Consider the following 18,451-nt stretch of genomic DNA (forward strand, 5'->3'; position numbering starts at 1 on the left):
AAGTGCATTGGGAATGAGGAAGGTTATGAGCATAGAGAAGATTTTATCATCGGCACCGGTAGTCCCTGTGGTTGTTATTGACAACCTAGAAGATGCCGCGCCGCTAGCGCAAGCTTTGTATAACGGTGGTTTAAAAGCATTGGAAATCACTTTGCGTACACCTGTGGCTGCGCAGGCAGTGAAAATTATGAAAGAAACAGTACCTGATGCTTACGTGGGTACCGGTACGGTGGTTGATAGAGCTACGTTTGAAGCATCGGTTGCCGCTGGCGCTGATTTTATGGTCAGTCCTGGCGTGAATGACGAACTTCTGGCGCTTGCCAAAGAGTCTGACATTCCATTTTTACCTGGTGCTGCTACACCAAGCGAAGTGATGAATCTGGCTTCTCACGGTTTTAAATATCTTAAGTTCTTCCCTGCTGAAGCTGCGGGTGGTGCTGCCATGTTGAAATCCATCGGTGGCCCTTTACCGCAGATAACGTTTTGCCCAACAGGGGGAATCACTTTAGAGAGTGCGCCAAAATACCTCGCACTGAGCAACGTAATTTGCGTGGGTGGTACGTGGATGTTGGACAAACAACTTATCGCAAACAAAGATTGGCAAGCCATTGAAGCGCTTGCAAAACAAGCAAGTGAAGTTAAATAATCAAGGGGAATCGCAGCATGATTAACGTCGCAATTAATGGCTATGGCCGTATCGGTCGCAATGTTTTACGAGCGCTTTATGAGTCTGGCCAAAATGAACAAATTAAAATCGTTGCTATCAACGATTTAGCACCAGCTAATGTAAACGCCCACCTGACTCAGTTCGATTCAGTACACGGTCGTTTCAACCAAACGGTAACTTTGCACGACAACACGCTGGTTGTTGGCAGTGATGAAATTACCCTAACGCAAGAGCGTGACCCTGCAAACCTACCTTGGAAAGCGTTGAACGTTGACATTGTTTTAGAATGTACGGGTCTGTTCACCTCAAGAGATGCAGCGGCTAAACACATTGAAGCTGGTGCGAAGAAGGTGATCGTATCTGCGCCGGGCACAGATATGGATGCAACGGTTGTACACGGTGTAAACAGTGAAGTGCTAAACGCGCAAAGCAACATCATTTCAAATGCTTCATGTACCACAAACTGCTTAGCGCCAGTTGCAAAAGCGCTTAACGATGTCATTGGTATCGAGCAAGGTAGCATGACAACCATTCATGCCTACACCAATGACCAGAATCTAAGTGATGTGTATCACCCTGATTTATATCGTGCGCGTAGCGCGACTCAATCTATGATCCCAACTAAAACTGGTGCTGCCAAAGCGGTAGGTTTAGTGTTACCTGAGCTGGCGGGCAAATTAGACGGTATGGCAGTACGTGTGCCAACTATCAATGTTTCGTTAGTTGACCTAACTTTTGTTGCTAAGCGTGACACAACTATTGAAGAAGTTAATCAGGTTGTAAAGGCTGCCTCAGAAGGGGCAATGGCGGGTATTTTGGAATACAACGAACTACCACTTGTTTCTATTGACTTTAACCATAACCCAGCGTCTTCTGTGTTTGATGCAACGCAAACTAAAGTGGATGGCAAACTTGTTAAAGTGATGGCTTGGTATGACAACGAATGGGGTTTCTCAAACCGCATGCTAGACCAAGTTAAAGCGCTGGGCCAGTTTTTATAAAAATCCCACACGCTAAGACTTTTGATAAAGAGCCGCGCTAAAGCGGCTTTTTTATTTGTCTATTAAATGGGACACCCGTGGCCGTTTCTCATTTACCGTGAAGCCTATGAATCAGTTATCGCGTATAAGTATGTTGCTGTGCTTAATAATTATTTTGTATACATATCAGGTTGTAAAAGCTTGACTGTTGCTCCTGTGAGCAACGAAGGGAATGATGAGAATCATACAGCAATACAAAAAAGTAGTGATACAGTAAGCTACAAAGCGCTATATCAGCGCTCGTGTACGCAAAATTATACAAAAACCTATAGGCACAAGCAGCCCAATGCCTTATGCGGGGCTTTGTGTTGTTGACTCGCTATCTTCAACTACAGGTAAGGGCCAACCGCCCAGCGCTTGCCATTTATTGACGATATAGCAAAATAGCTCAGCGGTGCGCTCTGTGTCATATAACGCAGAGTGTGCTTGAGCGTTATCAAACTCAATCCCCGCAGTACGACATGCTTTAGCTAAAACCGTTTGACCCAGTGCTAAGCCAGCCAGTGAGGTGGTATCGAAACTAACAAACGGGTGAAACGGAGTGCGCTTGATGTTGTTACGTTCAATCGCGGCGTTTAAAAAGCCATGATCAAAGGCGGCGTTATGCGCGACCACCACAGAGCGTGAACAGCCCGCGGCTTTTTGCGCTTTTCTCACCATTTTGCAAATTTCTTTGATGGCGTCAGCTTCTACAACTGCGCCACGAAGCGCTGAGAAAGGGTCTATTCCGTTAAACTCTATGGCAGATTGCTCGATGTTGGCACCTTCGAATGGCTCAACATGAAAGTGTAAAGTTTGGTCTAAACTAAGGATGCCTGTTTCGTCCATTTTCAATGTGGTAACGGCGATTTCTAACAAGGCGTCTGTATCTTTATTAAAGCCTGCGGTTTCTACGTCGATAACTACAGGAAAGAAGCCACGAAAACGTTGTGAGTATAGAGTTTGCTCTTGATCTGCCATAATCTTATTGGTTGCTAAATTTGAGCCGCCCATTATACAAGGTGCATAAAAATATGCGAATCAGAGTTTGTGGGTGTTATTAAGTTATGGGCATAGTTATTGCATCAATGAGCACAGTAGTGACGCCATAGCAATAAATTGGCAAAGCGGAGTAAAGCGGTGAGTATACGGGTTAATATTTTTGGAGTTGGAGTACTGATGGCTATGATGAGTCAGCCTCAGGCGGCAATGCGGCAATACAGCGCCGATGCTGACTCATCCCATTGGACTGTCGATAAGAAAGCACGGCTCGAATGTAGTCTAAACCACGAGGTACCTTACTATGGTGATGCAATTTTTAGTGTCACCGCAAGCAAAAATAAAGATCTGACTTTTAACCTTGATATGGTGGTGCGTCCTGAGACGTATGCATTTGCGGGCTTGCAATCGGTTCCCCCTGTATGGCGCGCAGGTGTGCCAGCCCGAGACATTGGGCAAATGCAATTACTGAAAAAATTTGATGGTGAGCTAGATAATGTGCTGTCTTGGGAAATGCTCAGTGAATTAGAAAAGGGGTATTTTCCCACTTTCCATTATAAAGATTGGCAAAATAGCCAGGACCAGATCTCTGTAGCGCTATCATCAGTTAATTTTAAGCAAGCCTATTGGGCGTTTTTGCAATGTAGAGACAATCTGTTGCCCTATAGTTTTGAAGATATTTCATTTACGGTAATGAACTATAAGAAAAACTCCAGCGAGTTGACGAAGTCATCACGTAAGCGCTTGGATATGATAGGGGAATATCTCAATAACGACCCAAATATCGAGTCGATTTATATTTCTGCATATACGGATAGCCATGGTGGGCGGTGGCCTAATTTAGAGCTCTCCCGTAGACGTGCAGAGGCAATCAAAGAATACATTACAGCCAAAGGGGTTGCCGCGGATCGTATTGTTACTGAAGGGCTGGGTGAAAAGCGCCATGTGGCTGCGAACGATAACGAAATTGGCCGTAATCGCAACCGTCGTGTGGTCATTCAAATCTCTAGACCCTAACAGTTTGAGATATAAGCTATAAAAACGCCGCTAATTAAGCGGCGTTTTTATTTGAGCGACTAAATCTTATTGCGAATAAGGTCGCGAACAATAAATCGGTTAGGGTGAATTGCTTGGTGTACACGCTCGCTAAATGGTCGAGGCTCGTTACATAGGCTCGCGACTAAATGCTCGGTTGCTAGTGGGGCACTGCACAGCCCTCGTGCACCAAAGCCTGTCACAATATGGAGCCCTGCATGTGGTTGCACTTGGCTTGCAAAGCCATAGTGCTTGCCCTTGCGCAGGTTAGCAAAAGCGTGCATCAGGTCTTGATTGTCAGGTACTTGCCCTAACATGGGGATGTGATCTGCAAAGCAGCAGCGCACTGCGGCCTTAGCACTGGCTATCTCGCCTAGGGTGTTGGCAAAGTCACAATTTCCATAAAATTTATTGAGCTGAGCACGGTTGATGTGATCATCCTGTTCAGTGACGCTACGGCTCTTGGTGTTTTTCTCAAATGTGGCGCCCATGCAATGTAGAGCGTCATTGGCCGGGGTAAAGTAACCTTTGTGGCACAGCACGGTTTGCAGGTGTGCCGATTGTTCGCTTGCACGAACGTGAGACACCTGCCCACGTACTCCTTGAATGGGAATGTCTTTGGTTTGCTCAAATCGGTCGCTATGCTCACCGCCACAAATGAAGACATCGCTAAACGGGCCGTAGCGTGTATTTTGTGCGTGTAACATCCAGCCTTCACTGGTCTTTTCAAGACGTGCAATGTCAGCGTTAAACTGTACCTGACAGAGCTCCTTTTTCTGAACCGCTGCAAAGATGGCATGCGTAAGCTGCGCCGGATTTACCCAGCCAGCCTGTTCGATATATAGCCCTGAGTAGGGCACAGATACACCGGCTATCTTGGATGCTTGTTGCTCGTTGACTTGGCGGATAAGGGCTTCTGGCCAGTTGCGCTTCTCAACCAAAGTGCGCTGCTGTGTTTGTTTTGCTTCACTGACAGCTTGTAACAGCACACCACACCAATCATGGTCGTAATGAAAGCCTAACTCCGTAATATGCTGATAAAAGCGTTTTGCATATAAGAAGCTATGAGCATAAAACTCACTTGGGGGATTATTATCAGCTTGAAGGTTTGGATAAATTGCACCTTGGCGATTGTGAGATGCGCCCTTGGCTAATGTGTCATCTTGGCACAGTAGTGTGCTTTTAATATTGCGCTTACTCAATTGATAGGCAAGGCAAGCGCTGGCGATACCGCCGCCTATGATCGCTACGTTGCTAAGTGACGACGCGGCCGTAGCATAATAATCGGGTGTACTGGCGTAGCCATTTGCTGCGCTTAACGTACCGACGACCATTTCTCTTTTTCGACCATAGCCTTTTACTTTCTTGCACTCGAAGCCTGCTTGTTGCAGCCCTCGGCGTACAAAACCTGCTGCGGTGAAGGTTGCGAAAGTGGCATTGCTGCGACTCAGATTTGCCATGGCATCAAATAATGACTGCTGCCACATATCGGGATTTTTGCTCGGTGCAAAGCCATCTAAAAACCAAGCATCAACCAGCGCTGTTTGTTGGCAACTAATACTTGGTAGTGAGTCATGTACATCGCCAAACCACAAATCGAGAGTGACGTTACCATCGTCAAACTCGAGGCGGTGGCAGCCCGCTAGGGCTATTGGGTACTGTGCGCACAATTGTTGTGCATAACCGCTTAAAGTTGGCCATGCAGCAAGTGCTTTAACTAGATCAGTGTGGCTTATGGGAAACTTTTCAAACGAAATGAAGTGCAATCTAGGCAGCTCTCCTTTGGTCTTAAGCGCATCGTATTGTTGCCATGCATTGAGAAAGTTTAAACCAGTACCAAAGCCTGTTTCGGCTATCACAAAGTGCTTTTGGTCATGCTTAGTTAAGCGTTCGGCGATATGATTTTGAGTGAAAAACACATAATGAGACTCAGCCAGTCCGTCATCATTCGAAAAGTAAACATCATCGAAGTTATCGGCTACAGGTGTACCCATATCGTTGAAATGAATTTGTGCGTTTTGGATCATAAAGCTACGAGGAAATTAAAAATTTCCCATATTTTACGCGTTTTCTCATGCTACGTCCGTTGTAATTTGTGCTAATTTAATTCAGAGTACGTGTGTACGCTGGAAAGCTGACCACTTTGATGTTGATTTCAGCGTAGAATAATCGCAATTAAGTAAAGACTAAGGGAATTTACCCATGAGAAGAGCCGTAATTACGGGGATCGGTGTTGTATCTAGCATCGGCAACAACAAGCAAGAAGTATTGGAATCTTTGAAAGCAGGCAAAAGCGGCATTGCGTTCAACCAAGAGTTTGCTGACTATAAATTACGCAGTAACGTTTCTGGAAACATTGATATCGATGTGAAGCAATTTGTTGATCGTAAGGCACATCGTTTTATGGGCGATGCAGCGGCATACTCTTATATTTCAATGGCACAGGCGATTGAAGATTCAGGTTTGACGCCAGAGCAGGTTTCAAATGAGCGTACTGGCCTGATTGTTGGTTCTGGCGGTGGCTCATCAAAATATCAGGTAGAAGCAGCGGATATCCTACGTGAAAAGGGTGTAAAGCGAGTTGGACCATATATGGTACCTCGTACCATGGCAAGTACAGCGTCTGCGTGTTTGGCAACGCCGTTCAAGATCAAGGGTGTTAATTATTCAATTAGCTCTGCGTGTGCAACCTCTGCGCACTGTATTGGCAATGCGGTTGAACAAATTCAACTTGGTAAGCAAGATGTGATTTTTGCTGGTGGTGGTGAAGAGTTGCACTGGACTTTAGCAATGGAGTTCGATGCGATGGGGGCATTGTCAACCAAGTATAACGAGACACCAGAGAAAGCATCTCGTACCTACGATGCAAATCGTGATGGCTTTGTTATTTCAGGCGGTGGCGGTATCGTTGTTGTAGAAGAGTTAGAGCATGCATTAGCGCGTGGTGCACATATTTACGCAGAAATTGTGGGCTATGGTGCAACTTCAGATGGCTATGACATGGTTGCGCCATCAGGTGAAGGGGCAGTACGTTGTATGAAGCAAGCTCTGGCCGATGTTACAGGACCAGTGGATTACTTAAACACACACGGCACATCAACACCAGTAGGTGATGTTAAAGAGCTTGGTGCGATTCAAGAGCTATTTGGTGAGAAATCACCTGCGATTAGTGCAACTAAAGCAATGACAGGTCATGCTTTGGGTGCGGCAGGTGTACATGAAGCGATTTATTCGTTGCTGATGCTAGAAAATAGCTTTGTGGCTCCATCAATCAATATTGATGAGCTGGACGAGCAAGCGAAAGGTCTGGATATCGTGACTGAACGTCGTGATGTGGAGCTTAACACTGTGATGTCAAACAGCTTTGGTTTTGGCGGAACAAATGCAACGTTAGTGATGCAAAAATACAAAGGCTAAGTCTTAGTTACCTAGTCTGAAGCCTCGCTTATGCGGGGCTTTTTATTACTTTATTGAATATGAGCAATAGATAGTAAAAAAGCCTCATAATGAGGCTTTTTTACTATCTGGCTTTGTGTTTCATTAAGCGCTCTTTCTCACGAGACCAATCTTTTTCTTTGGTATCAGCACGTTTGTCGTGCATTTTCTTACCTTTGGCCAAGTGGAACTCTAATTTTACCCAGCATTTTTTCCAGTACATAGCTGTGGCGATAAGAGAGTAACCCTCACGCTCGGTTGCACCGACAAGACGGTCAATTTCGCGTTTGTTGAGCAGTAATTTACGATATCGCATTGGATCACAAATTACGTGGGTAGAGGCACTATTCAATGGTTGGATCTGACTGCCTAGCAGAAACGCTTCGCCATCTTTAAGGTGGATATAGGTGTCAGAAATATTGACCTTACCAGCTCGGATACTTTTTACTTCCCAGCCTTGTAGCTCAATACCTGCTTCGAACTTATCGTTTAAAAAATACTCATGACGCGCTTTTTTGTTTAGCGCGATGGTATTGCTTGTTGATTTTGATGATTTTTTCTTTGCCATAATGGCCTAGTTTACCTAGAAAAGAGAATAGAAAACAGCGCTTTTTTTATTTTGCAGGTTATTTTCCCTTAGCAGGGGCGCACATACAAGATAAATCTTAAAAAGCTTGCTAAAATCGGCGCAAATGAATTGGAGTACCTATGCCACAAATAGAAAAAACCGCGTTGGTGATGTATAGCAGCCAAGAAATGTTTGATTTAGTCAATGATGTTGACGCGTATCCAGCTTTTTTACCTAATTGCTCTGATGCAAAAATACTACAAGCAAACGAACAGAGTATGACGGCGAGCTTAGAAATATCTAAAGCGGGACTGAAAAAATGGTTTACCACAAAAAACAGTTTTGATGGAATGACTGTACATATGCAGTTAGTTGAAGGCCCATTTAAATCTTTACATGGACAATGGCAATTTATTGAATTGGACGATCAAGCGTGTAAAGTAAGTCTAAAGCTTGAGTTTGAATTTGCTAACAAACTGATTGAAATGGCATTTGGTAAGGTATTTAACGAGGTAGCAAAGAGCATGGTTGCTGCATTCACACAACGTGCTAGAACGGTTTACGGGGCCAGATAATGATTAAAGTTGAAGTGGTATTTGCGATTCCACACAAAGCGACATGTCTGCAAGTCGATGTAGCAGAAGGAACCTCTGCTGAGCAAGTAGTGATGCAATCAGGCATTTTAGAAAAATGCCCAGAAATTGATGCGGGCAATTTAACTTTAGGTATTTGGAATCGCACCGTAAAAAATCACCAAGTAGTAAAAGAAGGTGACCGAATTGAGATCTATCGCCCGCTAATAGCGGATCCCAAGGATGCAAGGCGCAGAAGAGCTGAAAAGGCCAAAGAAGAAGGGCGTGCAAACAAGATAACTGGCGGCCGCCCTTTAAGCTAATGATCTAGTAGGGCACCTGACGGTTATTTATAGGCATTAAAAAAGGGCGAATCGCCCTTTTTTAGTAAACTACCCAATAGTTATTCATCTAGTGGAGTATTAAATGATTCTGGCTCGTCAAAATCACCAGTAATTTTCGTCAGCTTATCGCCATCGAAATGCACGGTAAGTGATTTACGTTGCTCAGATTCACGGTCGATGTTGAATACATAAGCGTAATGCCACTTTTGATTGTTAAAAGCGTCTTTAGCGATAGGGCTACCGAGGACGAACAACACTTGCTCGCGAGTCATATTGACACGTAGTTTATCTACATCTGACTGCTCTAAAAAGTTACCTTGTGGCACATTGATGCGGTATACCCAACTTGAGCAACCAGACAACATCACAGTAATGACAACAGCACTGAGCCATACAGAAAGGGATTTATTAGACAGCATGTATTTGTGTATCCTTGTTTTGTGTTATTTGCATGATACTGATTAAGCGCAGAAGGTAAAGCTTCTTGTGGAACTTCGACCATACATGCAGCAAAAAGTTTCTCCATAGTAGGTATTTTGACATGGTGATAGAGCCAAGAGACACTAAAAAATGGTTTGTTTATATTGTAGAGACAAAGTTTGGCCATTGGTACACAGGCATAACCACGGATGTCGCTAAACGGTTTGCAGCACACAGTGCCGGGACTGGGGCTAAAAACTTAAAAGGGAAGGGACCATTAACCTTGATTTTTAGTCACCCAGTAGGTGATAAAAGCGAAGCCAGTAAGTTAGAGTGGCAAATCAAAAAACTTTCTAAGGCGCAAAAAATTCAGCTGGTGCAATCTAAAGGACAATCAAGCAATGCAACGATAAAATCATTGATGAAGTTGACCACGTGTTGATACTTTTCAAAATCTATTTGCTCAAGTGTATCTTTAACACTGTGATGGTGTTTATCTTCCCCCATACCAAAATACAAATAGGGTAGCCCGGCTTTGTGAAAGGCATAGTGATCGCTGGCTTTGAGCCAATCAACACGTTCGGTGCCAACCAACCTACGCATTCTTTGTGGTGAACTGGCGAGCTTCAATTTAAAGTCATGTACTGGTAATCTGGCTAACACTTCTATGTAAGGTTTAGCCGTTCTAGAATGCATCACATAAAGCGTACTTTTTTGGTTTAATGCCAACATATCAAGGTTAATATTGAGCGCATACTCCGTACTATTTATCTTACTAGCGTAATGCTTAGCGCCGTGAAGGCCTTTCTCCTCAGCATCTGTGGCAAGCAAGATAATTGGGTAATATCGCTTAGCAGTTTTTAGTTGCTGTGCTAAGGCAAGCAAGGCTGCAGTACCCGACGCGTTATCATTTGCACCGGCATATATTTTACTGCCCTTGGTGCCTAAATGGTCGTAATGTGCTGACACAACGATTGCTTTTCCACAGCGCGGAGTATTACAAGAGAGTTTAGCTACAACGTTGTGCCCGATGGCCTCTGATGTAAAACCTGTTTTGAACGAAAAGCGTTGATACTCGGTTTGTAGGCCAAGTTGTGTGAATCTTGCAAAGAGGAATTGAGCGCTGAGGTTAGGCTCATCGCTACCGGCACTTCTGCCTGCATGTGCTGGGCTTGTGAGTGTTGCTAAGTCGTCGAATAGCTGTTGCGACACCGCAAAAGGCGATGCGCAACAAAGTATGATGGTACTAATTCTTAGCCACAGCTTGCAGCCATTGCAATTTGCCTTGATAACGGTTGCGGTCATGGTCAAATTCAGAAAGCTCATAAGCTTTTGATAAATAATACTTCGCACGTTCAAGGTCGTCTCTCAAATAATATACTTTTGCCATGCCAAAATAGCTGTCGTGTAGATGATGATCAAGCTTTTTGGCTCTGCGGAAGAATGACAGGGCTTGTGAGTATTGTTGCGCATTAAGCGCTTCGTTACCTTTTACAATCAGGTAATAGGGGTTATTTTTGCGCTTATCTTCAAGGCGGGCAAGAATTTTCTCACCTTCATCTACTCTGTCAGTGAGCTTGAAAAGCAAGGCCAGATTACCTAATACATTATTGTTTTCAGGATCAAGCGTGAGTGCTTGTTGATAGGCTTGCTCTGCCTGTTCATGAAATCCTGCAACTCGATACAAAATTCCTAGGTTTCCCCACGCTCCAGAATATTCTGGATCTGCTTTTACGGCAGCTGATAAATAGCTGTAGGCTTTATCGTTATCAGCATTTACCAAAGCCATTGCGCCTTTGTTGCTATAAAACATCGCTAAAATGCGTTGTTTGCTGATGTTGGAAGTGCTAAACGCTTGTCTACGACTATTTGGATCAAAATCGATGACGATTGATTTTGGGCGTGTATATAAGATATGGCTGTTATCTACATTACGATTCGTCTCAGAGACAACCAAATTTACATGACCTGTCAATAAGCTGTATCCTTGGCTTTGGTCCCAATATTCAGGAATATGAACCCGCTGAAATTGAGCATCAAACCCTAAGTGTTCAGCCAAGCTATAGGCTAGGATTGATAGTGATAGGCAGTTTGCGTTCAAGTTGTAGTAGGCTTGTGATGCGGTTAAGTTCGCGTCGGATTGATAGGCCAGTGATGACTCGCCATTATCAACCAGAAACTGCATCAGTGCCTTGGTTTGTGCTAGCTGAGGCGTACCATTTTTAAAAAAGAGTGTTAATTGTGATGTAATTTTTGGGTCTAAGTGAAATACATCATGTTCAGATTCAACCGCTACGCGTTTGAATGTACTATTGAGGCCTATGTTCTGGTCAATGTGTATCGAGCCAGATGTACTATTGCAGCCCGTGAGTATCAGCGCACTCAATAAGGCACTTAGGCATAGGGTTTGTTTAAATATTGGCATAACATATTTCCTGATACAGCTACATATCTATAGCATAGTTGATATTTCAAGTCCTTTGGCAGTTTAAGGGTTACAAATTATTTCGGTTAGTACTGACAGAGACCGTGATCAAGCGTGAAATATTTCACAAAGCTGATGGAATATGAGTAATTATGCTAGGAGGGAAATCTTGGCGGCCTTTAAGACCGCCAGTGAAAGAGGTTATTTTTGTTCAAAACTCGCAACTAAATCATCCAGCGATTTAGCGGAGTCTGCGAGTGCTTGAATCGCATGTTCTGTATTAAGCTGAGCATTGGTGACTTCATCACTAATAGTGCTGATGTGCTCTATACTGCGCCCTACATCAGCCACCACATTACTTTGTTGCTCGGTTGCAGCTGCGATCAGTGTCGTCATATCATTGATTTGATTGGCAGCTTCGGTGACTTCTGACATCAATTCAACTGACGTTTGCATGCTCTCTACGCTGTGTTCAGCCTGTTGCTTTGACTGATTAATTTGCACAACAATAGCATCAGATGTTTGAGTCAACTCACTGATTGTCGCTTGTATTTCATCGGTAGACTTTGAGGTTCTACTTGCAAGCGCACGCACTTCGTCGGCCACCACGGCAAACCCTCTGCCATGCTCACCGGCACGGGCTGACTCAATCGCTGCATTGAGCGCCAATAAGTTAGTTTGCTCAGAGATACCGCGAATCGCATCAACAATATTGGCGATTGACTGTGTTTTCTGAGCTAAGGTCTCAACCTCATGCGCCATGGCGTCAATGTCACCAGCCAAAGTTTGCAGAATTTGCTGGCTTTGCTGTACGCGTTGATGGCTTTGTTCGGATGATGCTTTGCCTTGCTCAGTAAGCTTTGCCGAATTATTGGCACTGCCAGCAATCTCTTGTACAGTTGCGCCCATCTCATTGATAGCTGCTGCAACACTAATTGTTTGAGACTTTTGTTCGTCCAGTGCTTTTGAGTTTTTGATACTTTGTTCAAACACCTGCTCACTGGCCGTGCGGATCTCGCGGCTTTCGCTGGCAACCATTTTGATTGCCGACTCAATTTTTGAAATAAACTCGTTGAAGCCATCTGCCAAGGCTTGTAATTCAGGCTGGTTGGACTGTGGTACTCGGTAATGGAGCTTAGCGTCACCACTGCCCAAGCGTGCAAATAATTGTGCCATATTTGACAGTGGTGCACTCAGGTTCTTCGCCATTAATAAGCTGATAAAGCTTGCGATTATTGCCGTGATCAGAGCGAACAGGATTATTTGCCATTGCAAAGAGTTAATTTCATCAAATACCTCTTTAGAGGGGACTTGCGCGATAACATACAGGTCGGTCTGCTCGATTGGGCTTGCGGCAACGATAGTATTACGACCATCAATCACAAAGGACCCTGATGAAAATGTTTTACGTGTTAGCAACTGGTTGTTGGCGTTACGGCCATAAAAATCACTCAAATTAGATTTGGCAACTTTAGACGCATCCGGGTGAAGCTGTACCTGACCTTGTGAGTTGACCACGTATACAAAGCCTGTTTTTTCTATTTTCATTTCGCTTAGCATACGCTGCATATCATCAATACTTTTGGCCAACCCTGCCAGACCAATACCATTGGTTTGTTGATGATTTACAAACATTTTTACATCACCTGGCGCTTCTTGGAAAATGCTAATAGAGAACGCCTCGCCACTTTGAGTAAACCCGAAGAACCAACCATCTTGTTGTTGATTTAAAACGCGCAGAAATCCGTCTTGGTTCCAATATTGAGCACTTTGTCGATTGGCCCAAGACGCAGTCACTAGATCGTACTGCCCAGCTATGCGCTTAAGTTCATCCACCAGTATTTGCTCATCCAATTGTCCTTGCTTGGCCATCTCAAGAATGAACTTGTTACTGGACAACTGTTGGGCAGCACTTTTTAGTTGCAAAATTTGTTGTGCTATTGATTTATTTATACTTTCTACTTTGCTTGGTAGCTCTGACTCCAACATCCTTTTTTCAGTCATGGTCTTGGCACTATAAATTGCAGTGGCACCAATGACACTGGCAACTATGATTGCGATTAAACTACCCAGTAGGGTGATCCTTTGAGTGATAGATAAGTTATACATCCGCATTTAATTACACTTTTTACCGAACTGAATTAAATATTCTAGCATAACGGATTATTAGGGCATATTATTTCTGCGCCATAAGTTTCCGATGTGTTTGTAAACACAGGTTTTATTATATAAACCTATAAATTAGTTATATAACTCTAATTGATAATTTATATAGGAGCGCGTGTATATTGGAACTAAAATAGAAAAAGCCCATCGCATAGGCTAATGGGCTTTGGTTTCTAACAAGCGAACTGTTAAAAACTGGCAAGGTCGCTCAGTTACTTGCCTAGGGAGAAGGTTTAAACGATTTTCTTCATCGCTGACATGTAACCACGCAATGTCTCACCAATTACTTCAACAGGGTGGGTACGAATAGCATGGTTTACCTGGATTAGAGCCTGATTATCAACGTAGTTGTCGCTGGAGCTTAGGCCTTGACCTATTACATCTGTATTCACTTTGCTCATAAATGGCTTAAGTAGTGGTAAACATGCATGGTTATATAAATAACAGCCGTATTCTGCAGTATCAGAAATCGTTCTGTTCATTTCAAATAACTTCTTACGCGCAATGGTATTGGCAATCAAAGGTGTTTCATGTAGAGACTCATAGTAAGCCGATTCATCAATGATGCCCGCAGCGGTCATGGTTTCAAATGCTAACTCAACGCCAGCTTTAACCATTGCAACCATTAAAATACCCTTATCAAAGAAAGTTTGCTCATTGATTTCTTCATCGGTATTTTGTTGCTTTTCAAATGCTGTGTTAGCGGTTTCTTCGCGCCATGAAAGTAGTTTGGCGTCGTCTTCTGCCCAATCTGCCATCATGCCTTTTGAGAACTCGCCGCTGATGATGTCGTCCATATGCTTGTTGTAAAGTGGACGCATTATTTGCTTTAGCTCTTCACTTAACTCAAACGCCTTGATTTTTGCTGGGTTTGATAAGCGATCCATCATGTTGGTGATACCACCGTGTTTGAGGGCTTCTGTGATCACTTCCCACCCATATTGGATGAGTTTAGAAGCGTAGCTGGCATCAATACCTTGCTCGACCATTTTATCAAAACAAAGTAATGAACCAGTTTGCAACATGCCACACAGGATGGTTTGTTCACCCATTAGGTCTGACTTTACTTCTGCGATAAATGAAGAGTGCAATACACCAGCTTTGTGACCGCCGGTACCCGCAGCATAGGCTTTAGCCTGTGCCAAACCTTTTCCTTCTGGATCGTTTTCCGGGTGAACAGCGATAAGTGTAGGTACACCAAAGCCACGCTTGTACTCTTCACGCACCTCTGTACCTGGGCACTTAGGTGCTACCATGATCACGGTAATGTCTTCACGTACTTGCATGCCTTCTTCAACAATATTAAAGCCATGTGAATAGGCAAGGGTTGCACCTTGTTTCATCAGTGGCATGACTGCACTCACTACCGCTGTATGTTGTTTGTCAGGTGTTAGGTTAAGCACAAGATCTGCTGTTGGGATTAGCTCTTGGTAGGTGCCTACGGTAAAACCATTTTCTGAGGCATTGATAAACGATTGACGCTTTTCTTTGATAGCAGACTCTCGTAGCGCATAGCTTACATCTAAACCCGAATCACGTAGGTTTAAACCCTGATTTAAACCTTGTGCGCCACAGCCAACAATGACCAGTTTTTTGCCTTCTAATACCTTTACCCCATCGTCAAATTCTCTAGGGTCCATAAATTCGCATTGTGCTAATTGAGCAAGCTGCTCTCTTAGGGGTAATGTATTGAAATAGTTCGCCATGATATTACCTTTATAAAATCACTTGTTGTTAGAAATAATGATAGGTTGAGCATAAGCGCTGTTATTGATTACGTAAAATGATATATTTGAATTATTATATTTCATTTAATGAAAGGTAAGGTATGGACCATAAACAATTGGGCTACTTTCTCACATTGGCTGAAACGCTGCACTTTGCCAGAGCCAGTGAGCTATGCCATGTGAGTGCACCAACGCTCAGTCGCCAGATTAAGCAACTTGAGCAAGAGCTTGGCACGGAGCTATTTATTCGTGACAATCGCAGCGTGATTCTAACATCCCACGGCAAGGCATTTGTTGAGTATGCTCAAGCCACACTGGCCAAATGGCGACAGTTTAAAAGCCAGTGTCAGGATAATGAAGGTCCACTTAGCGGGGAGTTGAGCATGTATTGCTCGGTGACCGCCACTTATAGTTTTACCTATGAATTGTTTGCTTTGTTTCGCAAGCAGTACCCTGCGGTTGAGCTTAACCTCAACACGGGCGATCCTGCGTTTTCGATAAATCATGTACAAACAGGAAAAGAAGACTTAGCGGTGGCGGTGAAGCCAGCGACTCTACCGCAAGGCCTGGCATATTTACCGCTAGGTAAGTCTCAGCTTGTTGTTATTGCCCCTGTGATGGATTGCCCGCTTACAGACATTTTAAATCGTTATCAAAACAGCAGTGCACTGTGGGCAAATTTGCCATTTATTATGCCCGAACACGGTGTGCTCAAAGAGCGGGTTGACGCGTTTTGCACTGTGCAAAAGCTCACTCCAAAAGTATATGCTCATGTATCAGGGCATGAAGCCATGGTGGCGTTAGCAAGTTTAGGCTTTGGGGTGGCATGTGTACCGCAAATTGTGTTGGATCAAAGCCCCTTTCAACAACAAGTGCAATACTTAGATACTCGGGGAATGCTGGAAGACATTGAAATTGGGCTCGTCTGTAAACAAAAGCGGCTACAAGACCCAGTAGTGAATGCATTGTGGCAATGTGCAACGGAGTTATTTTAAAGCGTGATTGAGATAATATTATTTTGTTTTTAAAAATGATGATTCACAAGGTTTTACGGCGTTTTACACACAGTCTACATCTTACAGAGTCGACAAATTTGGCCTACATTCCTCGGTATATTTGACACCATATACTATTTATAAAGATTTTTCTGTTTACAGATTAGTCATGGCTTGTTGATGATTTTCCCGATCTTTATGCAGGCAACGCAAATAATATTGATTGTCATTTAGATATGTGTATACTTTACCCCCATATCAAGAAATATAAATATTAATAATTTTCTGAGGAAATCATTGATGGTTTTAAGAAAGTCTCTCTTAGCTACTTCTATTTTGGTTGCAACATTGGGTTTAACTGCGTGTGGCGGTTCAAGCTCTGACGGCTCTAACAACAACCCAGATACAGATACGCCAACGAATAAAGCACCAACAGCAATTGCATTGGCAGCACAAGGTGACGTAAATGAGAACGTGGCGGGTCAAGTGATTGGTACGTTGTCTGCAACCGATGCAGATGCAAATGAAACTTTCACCTTCTCAACTGAAGATGAGCGTTTCATTATCGATGGCACTTCACTTGCGCTAAAACCAGCAGTGACACTTAACTATGAAGCTGAGCAAGAAGTATCAGTTGACGTTACCGTAAAAGACAGTGCTAACAATACGTTTACGCAAACGTTAACTTTTGCTGTAACTGACGCTCAGGATTATGATTTTGTGAACAGCACATCTGGTGAGTCAAGCGTATCTTACTCTGGTCAAATTGCACGTCACGTATTGATTAAAGAGCTTTACAACTACATTGGTAGCGCTGAGGGCTTGTTAGCTGATGCACAAACAATGACGGCTGAAGAGCTACTCGCTCAGCTAAACAAATACTACAAAATCGCTGATGCTGATTACGATGCCCTTGCAGGCGCGATGACATTGACGGTTGTGAGCGATTCTAAGCAAGCAACGCTCGCTGACATTTCTGGTAGCCACAAAGACTTAAGCGGTAAAATTGCAGGTAACGATGCTAAAGGTCAGCATAAAGACTGGAATGATGGCACAAGCTTTGAAGGTTGGGCGGGTCTTGAGACTAACACGCCAGAGGGCCTAATCAACGCGTTATTTGCTCAATTGGTTGAGCGTGTACAGGCACCTTCTGTTATTACACCTAATGGCAAAGAAATTGAATCGCTTTATGTAACGGCTGATGGCGTTGACCTTAAGCAACTTACGCAAAAGTTTTTATATGGTGCCGTGGCATTCTCACAAGGTTCAGATGATTACCTAGATAATGCAACGCAAGGCAAAGGCCTTTTAACCAGCAACATCATTGAAGGTGATGCAAAGTACAGCAACCTTGAGCACCAGTGGGACGAAGGTTTTGGTTACTTCGGTGCTGCGCGTAACTACATGAGCTACACAGATGAAGAAATCGCAGGCAAAGGCGGCCGTGAAGGGTGGCAGGGTTACAATGACTACAATGCAGACGGTAAAATTGACTTAAACGCTGAGTACAACTTCGGTAACTCAACGAATGCTGCAAAGCGTGACTTAGGCTCTGACGGTGCAACTGATTACAGCAAAGAAGCTTTTGATGCGTTCTTCGCAGGTCGTAAGCTTATCTCTGACAATGTTGGGACGGAATTAACAGACGCACAGCTAACTGAGCTTAAAGCATACGCGGTTGCTGCAACTGCGGCGTGGGAAAAGTCAATCTCAGCAACGGTTGTACACTACATCAACGATACAATGCAAGATTTAGAAGACATGAAAGCGGGCACCTATGAGGCCGATAAATTTGTGACTTTAGCTAAGCATTGGTCAGAAATGAAAGGCTTTGCGCTTAACCTACAGTTTAACCCTGAATCACCGTTTAACAGCGAAGCCAATGCTGGCAAGTTTGCACAAATGAACGAGTTGATGGGTAATAAACCAGTTGTTGGTGCGCAAGCTGATATGGAAGCATACATTGTGCAACTACATCAAGCGCGTGATATTTTAGAGCAAGTATATGGCTTTGACGCTGATGTTGTTGACAACTGGTAATTAACGCACAAGTCAGACTTTAAAAAAAGGTTAGCTTTT

17 protein-coding genes are annotated in these 18,451 nt (G+C 43.7%); 9 read left to right on the plus strand and 8 right to left on the minus strand.

The window, feature by feature from the left end:
• Positions 1-25 precede the first annotated feature (25 nt).
• Together eda and gap are read left to right on the plus strand one after the other, a co-directional pair.
• Positions 26-646 (plus strand): bifunctional 4-hydroxy-2-oxoglutarate aldolase/2-dehydro-3-deoxy-phosphogluconate aldolase, encoded by a 621-nt coding sequence (gene eda / locus BET10_RS07850; RefSeq protein WP_070984712.1) that lies wholly within the window; start codon positions 26-28, stop codon positions 644-646.
• A 17-nt stretch (positions 647-663) separates the two neighbouring features.
• The gene (gene gap, locus BET10_RS07855) at positions 664-1,668 is read left to right on the plus strand and encodes a type I glyceraldehyde-3-phosphate dehydrogenase (RefSeq protein WP_070984714.1); all 1,005 of its coding nucleotides are present in this window, start codon (positions 664-666) and stop codon (positions 1,666-1,668) included.
• 330 nt (positions 1,669-1,998) lie between these two features.
• Here the strand turns inward: gap and rnt are convergent, their stop codons facing one another.
• Positions 1,999-2,667 (minus strand): ribonuclease T, encoded by a 669-nt coding sequence (gene rnt, locus BET10_RS07865; RefSeq protein ID WP_070985583.1) that lies wholly within the window; start codon positions 2,665-2,667, stop codon positions 1,999-2,001.
• Between the two features lie 198 nt (positions 2,668-2,865).
• Between rnt and BET10_RS07870 the strand changes: the two genes are divergently transcribed.
• Positions 2,866-3,702, plus strand: coding sequence for an OmpA family protein (locus tag BET10_RS07870; RefSeq protein ID WP_083330471.1), 837 nt, complete (start codon positions 2,866-2,868; stop codon positions 3,700-3,702).
• A gap of 59 nt (positions 3,703-3,761) precedes the next feature.
• Here BET10_RS07870 and mnmC read toward each other — a convergent pair whose 3' ends face one another.
• Positions 3,762-5,747, minus strand: coding sequence for a bifunctional tRNA (5-methylaminomethyl-2-thiouridine)(34)-methyltransferase MnmC2/FAD-dependent 5-carboxymethylaminomethyl-2-thiouridine(34) oxidoreductase MnmC1 (gene mnmC / locus BET10_RS07875; RefSeq protein WP_070984720.1), 1,986 nt, complete (start codon positions 5,745-5,747; stop codon positions 3,762-3,764).
• A gap of 175 nt (positions 5,748-5,922) precedes the next feature.
• Between mnmC and fabB the strand changes: the two genes are divergently transcribed.
• On the plus strand, positions 5,923-7,137 hold the full coding sequence (gene fabB / locus BET10_RS07880) for a beta-ketoacyl-ACP synthase I (protein ID WP_070984722.1): 1,215 nt from the start codon (positions 5,923-5,925) through the stop codon (positions 7,135-7,137).
• Positions 7,138-7,240: 103 nt separating this feature from the next.
• Here the strand turns inward: fabB and smpB are convergent, their stop codons facing one another.
• Positions 7,241-7,723, minus strand: a complete 483-nt coding sequence (gene smpB, locus BET10_RS07885) for an SsrA-binding protein SmpB (RefSeq protein ID WP_070984725.1) — start codon at positions 7,721-7,723, stop codon at positions 7,241-7,243.
• A 140-nt stretch (positions 7,724-7,863) separates the two neighbouring features.
• On the opposite strand from smpB, the gene BET10_RS07890 reads away from it, so the two are divergent.
• Entirely contained in the window at positions 7,864-8,298 is a 435-nt protein-coding gene (locus tag BET10_RS07890; RefSeq protein ID WP_070984727.1) for a type II toxin-antitoxin system RatA family toxin, read from the plus strand.
• Positions 8,298-8,618, plus strand: coding sequence for an RnfH family protein (locus BET10_RS07895; protein WP_070984729.1), 321 nt, complete (start codon positions 8,298-8,300; stop codon positions 8,616-8,618). Before BET10_RS07890 ends, BET10_RS07895 begins: the two co-directional genes overlap by 1 nt.
• 80 nt (positions 8,619-8,698) lie before the next feature.
• Here the strand turns inward: BET10_RS07895 and BET10_RS07900 are convergent, their stop codons facing one another.
• Entirely contained in the window at positions 8,699-9,058 is a 360-nt protein-coding gene (locus BET10_RS07900; protein ID WP_070984732.1) for an outer membrane protein assembly factor BamE, read from the minus strand.
• Between the two features lie 122 nt (positions 9,059-9,180).
• Between BET10_RS07900 and BET10_RS07905 the strand changes: the two genes are divergently transcribed.
• Complete coding sequence (locus BET10_RS07905; protein WP_070984735.1) at positions 9,181-9,501, plus strand: GIY-YIG nuclease family protein; 321 nt, start codon at positions 9,181-9,183, stop codon at positions 9,499-9,501.
• On the opposite strand, the gene BET10_RS07910 is transcribed toward BET10_RS07905, so the two are convergent.
• The 4 genes from BET10_RS07910 to ilvC form a co-directional block, all read right to left on the minus strand.
• Positions 9,429-10,364, minus strand: coding sequence for a M28 family peptidase (locus tag BET10_RS07910; RefSeq protein ID WP_240503660.1), 936 nt, complete (start codon positions 10,362-10,364; stop codon positions 9,429-9,431). The genes BET10_RS07905 and BET10_RS07910 overlap by 73 nt on opposite strands.
• Positions 10,306-11,484 (minus strand): tetratricopeptide repeat protein, encoded by a 1,179-nt coding sequence (locus tag BET10_RS07915; RefSeq protein ID WP_070984737.1) that lies wholly within the window; start codon positions 11,482-11,484, stop codon positions 10,306-10,308. The genes BET10_RS07910 and BET10_RS07915 overlap by 59 nt, the downstream gene beginning before the upstream one ends.
• A 201-nt stretch (positions 11,485-11,685) precedes the next feature.
• Complete coding sequence (locus BET10_RS07920; protein ID WP_070984740.1) at positions 11,686-13,599, minus strand: methyl-accepting chemotaxis protein; 1,914 nt, start codon at positions 13,597-13,599, stop codon at positions 11,686-11,688.
• Positions 13,600-13,883: 284 nt separating this feature from the next.
• Complete coding sequence (gene ilvC / locus BET10_RS07925; protein ID WP_070984742.1) at positions 13,884-15,356, minus strand: ketol-acid reductoisomerase; 1,473 nt, start codon at positions 15,354-15,356, stop codon at positions 13,884-13,886.
• A gap of 122 nt (positions 15,357-15,478) precedes the next feature.
• Between ilvC and ilvY the strand changes: the two genes are divergently transcribed.
• Positions 15,479-16,372, plus strand: coding sequence for an HTH-type transcriptional activator IlvY (gene ilvY / locus BET10_RS07930; RefSeq protein WP_070984744.1), 894 nt, complete (start codon positions 15,479-15,481; stop codon positions 16,370-16,372).
• Positions 16,373-16,672: 300 nt separating this feature from the next.
• Complete coding sequence (locus BET10_RS07935; protein ID WP_070984746.1) at positions 16,673-18,412, plus strand: DUF4856 domain-containing protein; 1,740 nt, start codon at positions 16,673-16,675, stop codon at positions 18,410-18,412.
• The last annotated feature ends 39 nt before the right edge of the window (positions 18,413-18,451 follow it).

Source organism: Pseudoalteromonas amylolytica, assembly GCF_001854605.1.
GTDB lineage: Bacteria > Pseudomonadota > Gammaproteobacteria > Enterobacterales > Alteromonadaceae > Pseudoalteromonas > Pseudoalteromonas amylolytica.

What these genes read in the sequence shown, in the direction of transcription:
- BET10_RS07870 (WP_083330471.1), top strand. Translation starts at nt 2,866, where the DNA reads ATGGCTATGATGAGTCAGCCTCAGGCGGCAATGCGGCAATACAGCGCC.
- rnt (WP_070985583.1), bottom strand. Translation starts at nt 2,667, where the DNA reads ATGGCAGATCAAGAGCAAACTCTATACTCACAACGTTTTCGTGGCTTC.
- mnmC (WP_070984720.1), bottom strand. Translation starts at nt 5,747, where the DNA reads ATGATCCAAAACGCACAAATTCATTTCAACGATATGGGTACACCTGTA.
- ilvY (WP_070984744.1), top strand. Translation starts at nt 15,479, where the DNA reads ATGGACCATAAACAATTGGGCTACTTTCTCACATTGGCTGAAACGCTG.
- ilvC (WP_070984742.1), bottom strand. Translation starts at nt 15,356, where the DNA reads ATGGCGAACTATTTCAATACATTACCCCTAAGAGAGCAGCTTGCTCAA.
- BET10_RS07900 (WP_070984732.1), bottom strand. Translation starts at nt 9,058, where the DNA reads ATGCTGTCTAATAAATCCCTTTCTGTATGGCTCAGTGCTGTTGTCATT.
- eda (WP_070984712.1), top strand. Translation starts at nt 26, where the DNA reads ATGAGCATAGAGAAGATTTTATCATCGGCACCGGTAGTCCCTGTGGTT.
- BET10_RS07920 (WP_070984740.1), bottom strand. Translation starts at nt 13,599, where the DNA reads ATGCGGATGTATAACTTATCTATCACTCAAAGGATCACCCTACTGGGT.
- BET10_RS07895 (WP_070984729.1), top strand. Translation starts at nt 8,298, where the DNA reads ATGATTAAAGTTGAAGTGGTATTTGCGATTCCACACAAAGCGACATGT.
- smpB (WP_070984725.1), bottom strand. Translation starts at nt 7,723, where the DNA reads ATGGCAAAGAAAAAATCATCAAAATCAACAAGCAATACCATCGCGCTA.
- fabB (WP_070984722.1), top strand. Translation starts at nt 5,923, where the DNA reads ATGAGAAGAGCCGTAATTACGGGGATCGGTGTTGTATCTAGCATCGGC.
- BET10_RS07910 (WP_240503660.1), bottom strand. Translation starts at nt 10,364, where the DNA reads ATGACCGCAACCGTTATCAAGGCAAATTGCAATGGCTGCAAGCTGTGG.
- BET10_RS07890 (WP_070984727.1), top strand. Translation starts at nt 7,864, where the DNA reads ATGCCACAAATAGAAAAAACCGCGTTGGTGATGTATAGCAGCCAAGAA.
- BET10_RS07905 (WP_070984735.1), top strand. Translation starts at nt 9,181, where the DNA reads ATGGTGATAGAGCCAAGAGACACTAAAAAATGGTTTGTTTATATTGTA.
- BET10_RS07935 (WP_070984746.1), top strand. Translation starts at nt 16,673, where the DNA reads ATGGTTTTAAGAAAGTCTCTCTTAGCTACTTCTATTTTGGTTGCAACA.
- BET10_RS07915 (WP_070984737.1), bottom strand. Translation starts at nt 11,484, where the DNA reads ATGCCAATATTTAAACAAACCCTATGCCTAAGTGCCTTATTGAGTGCG.
- gap (WP_070984714.1), top strand. Translation starts at nt 664, where the DNA reads ATGATTAACGTCGCAATTAATGGCTATGGCCGTATCGGTCGCAATGTT.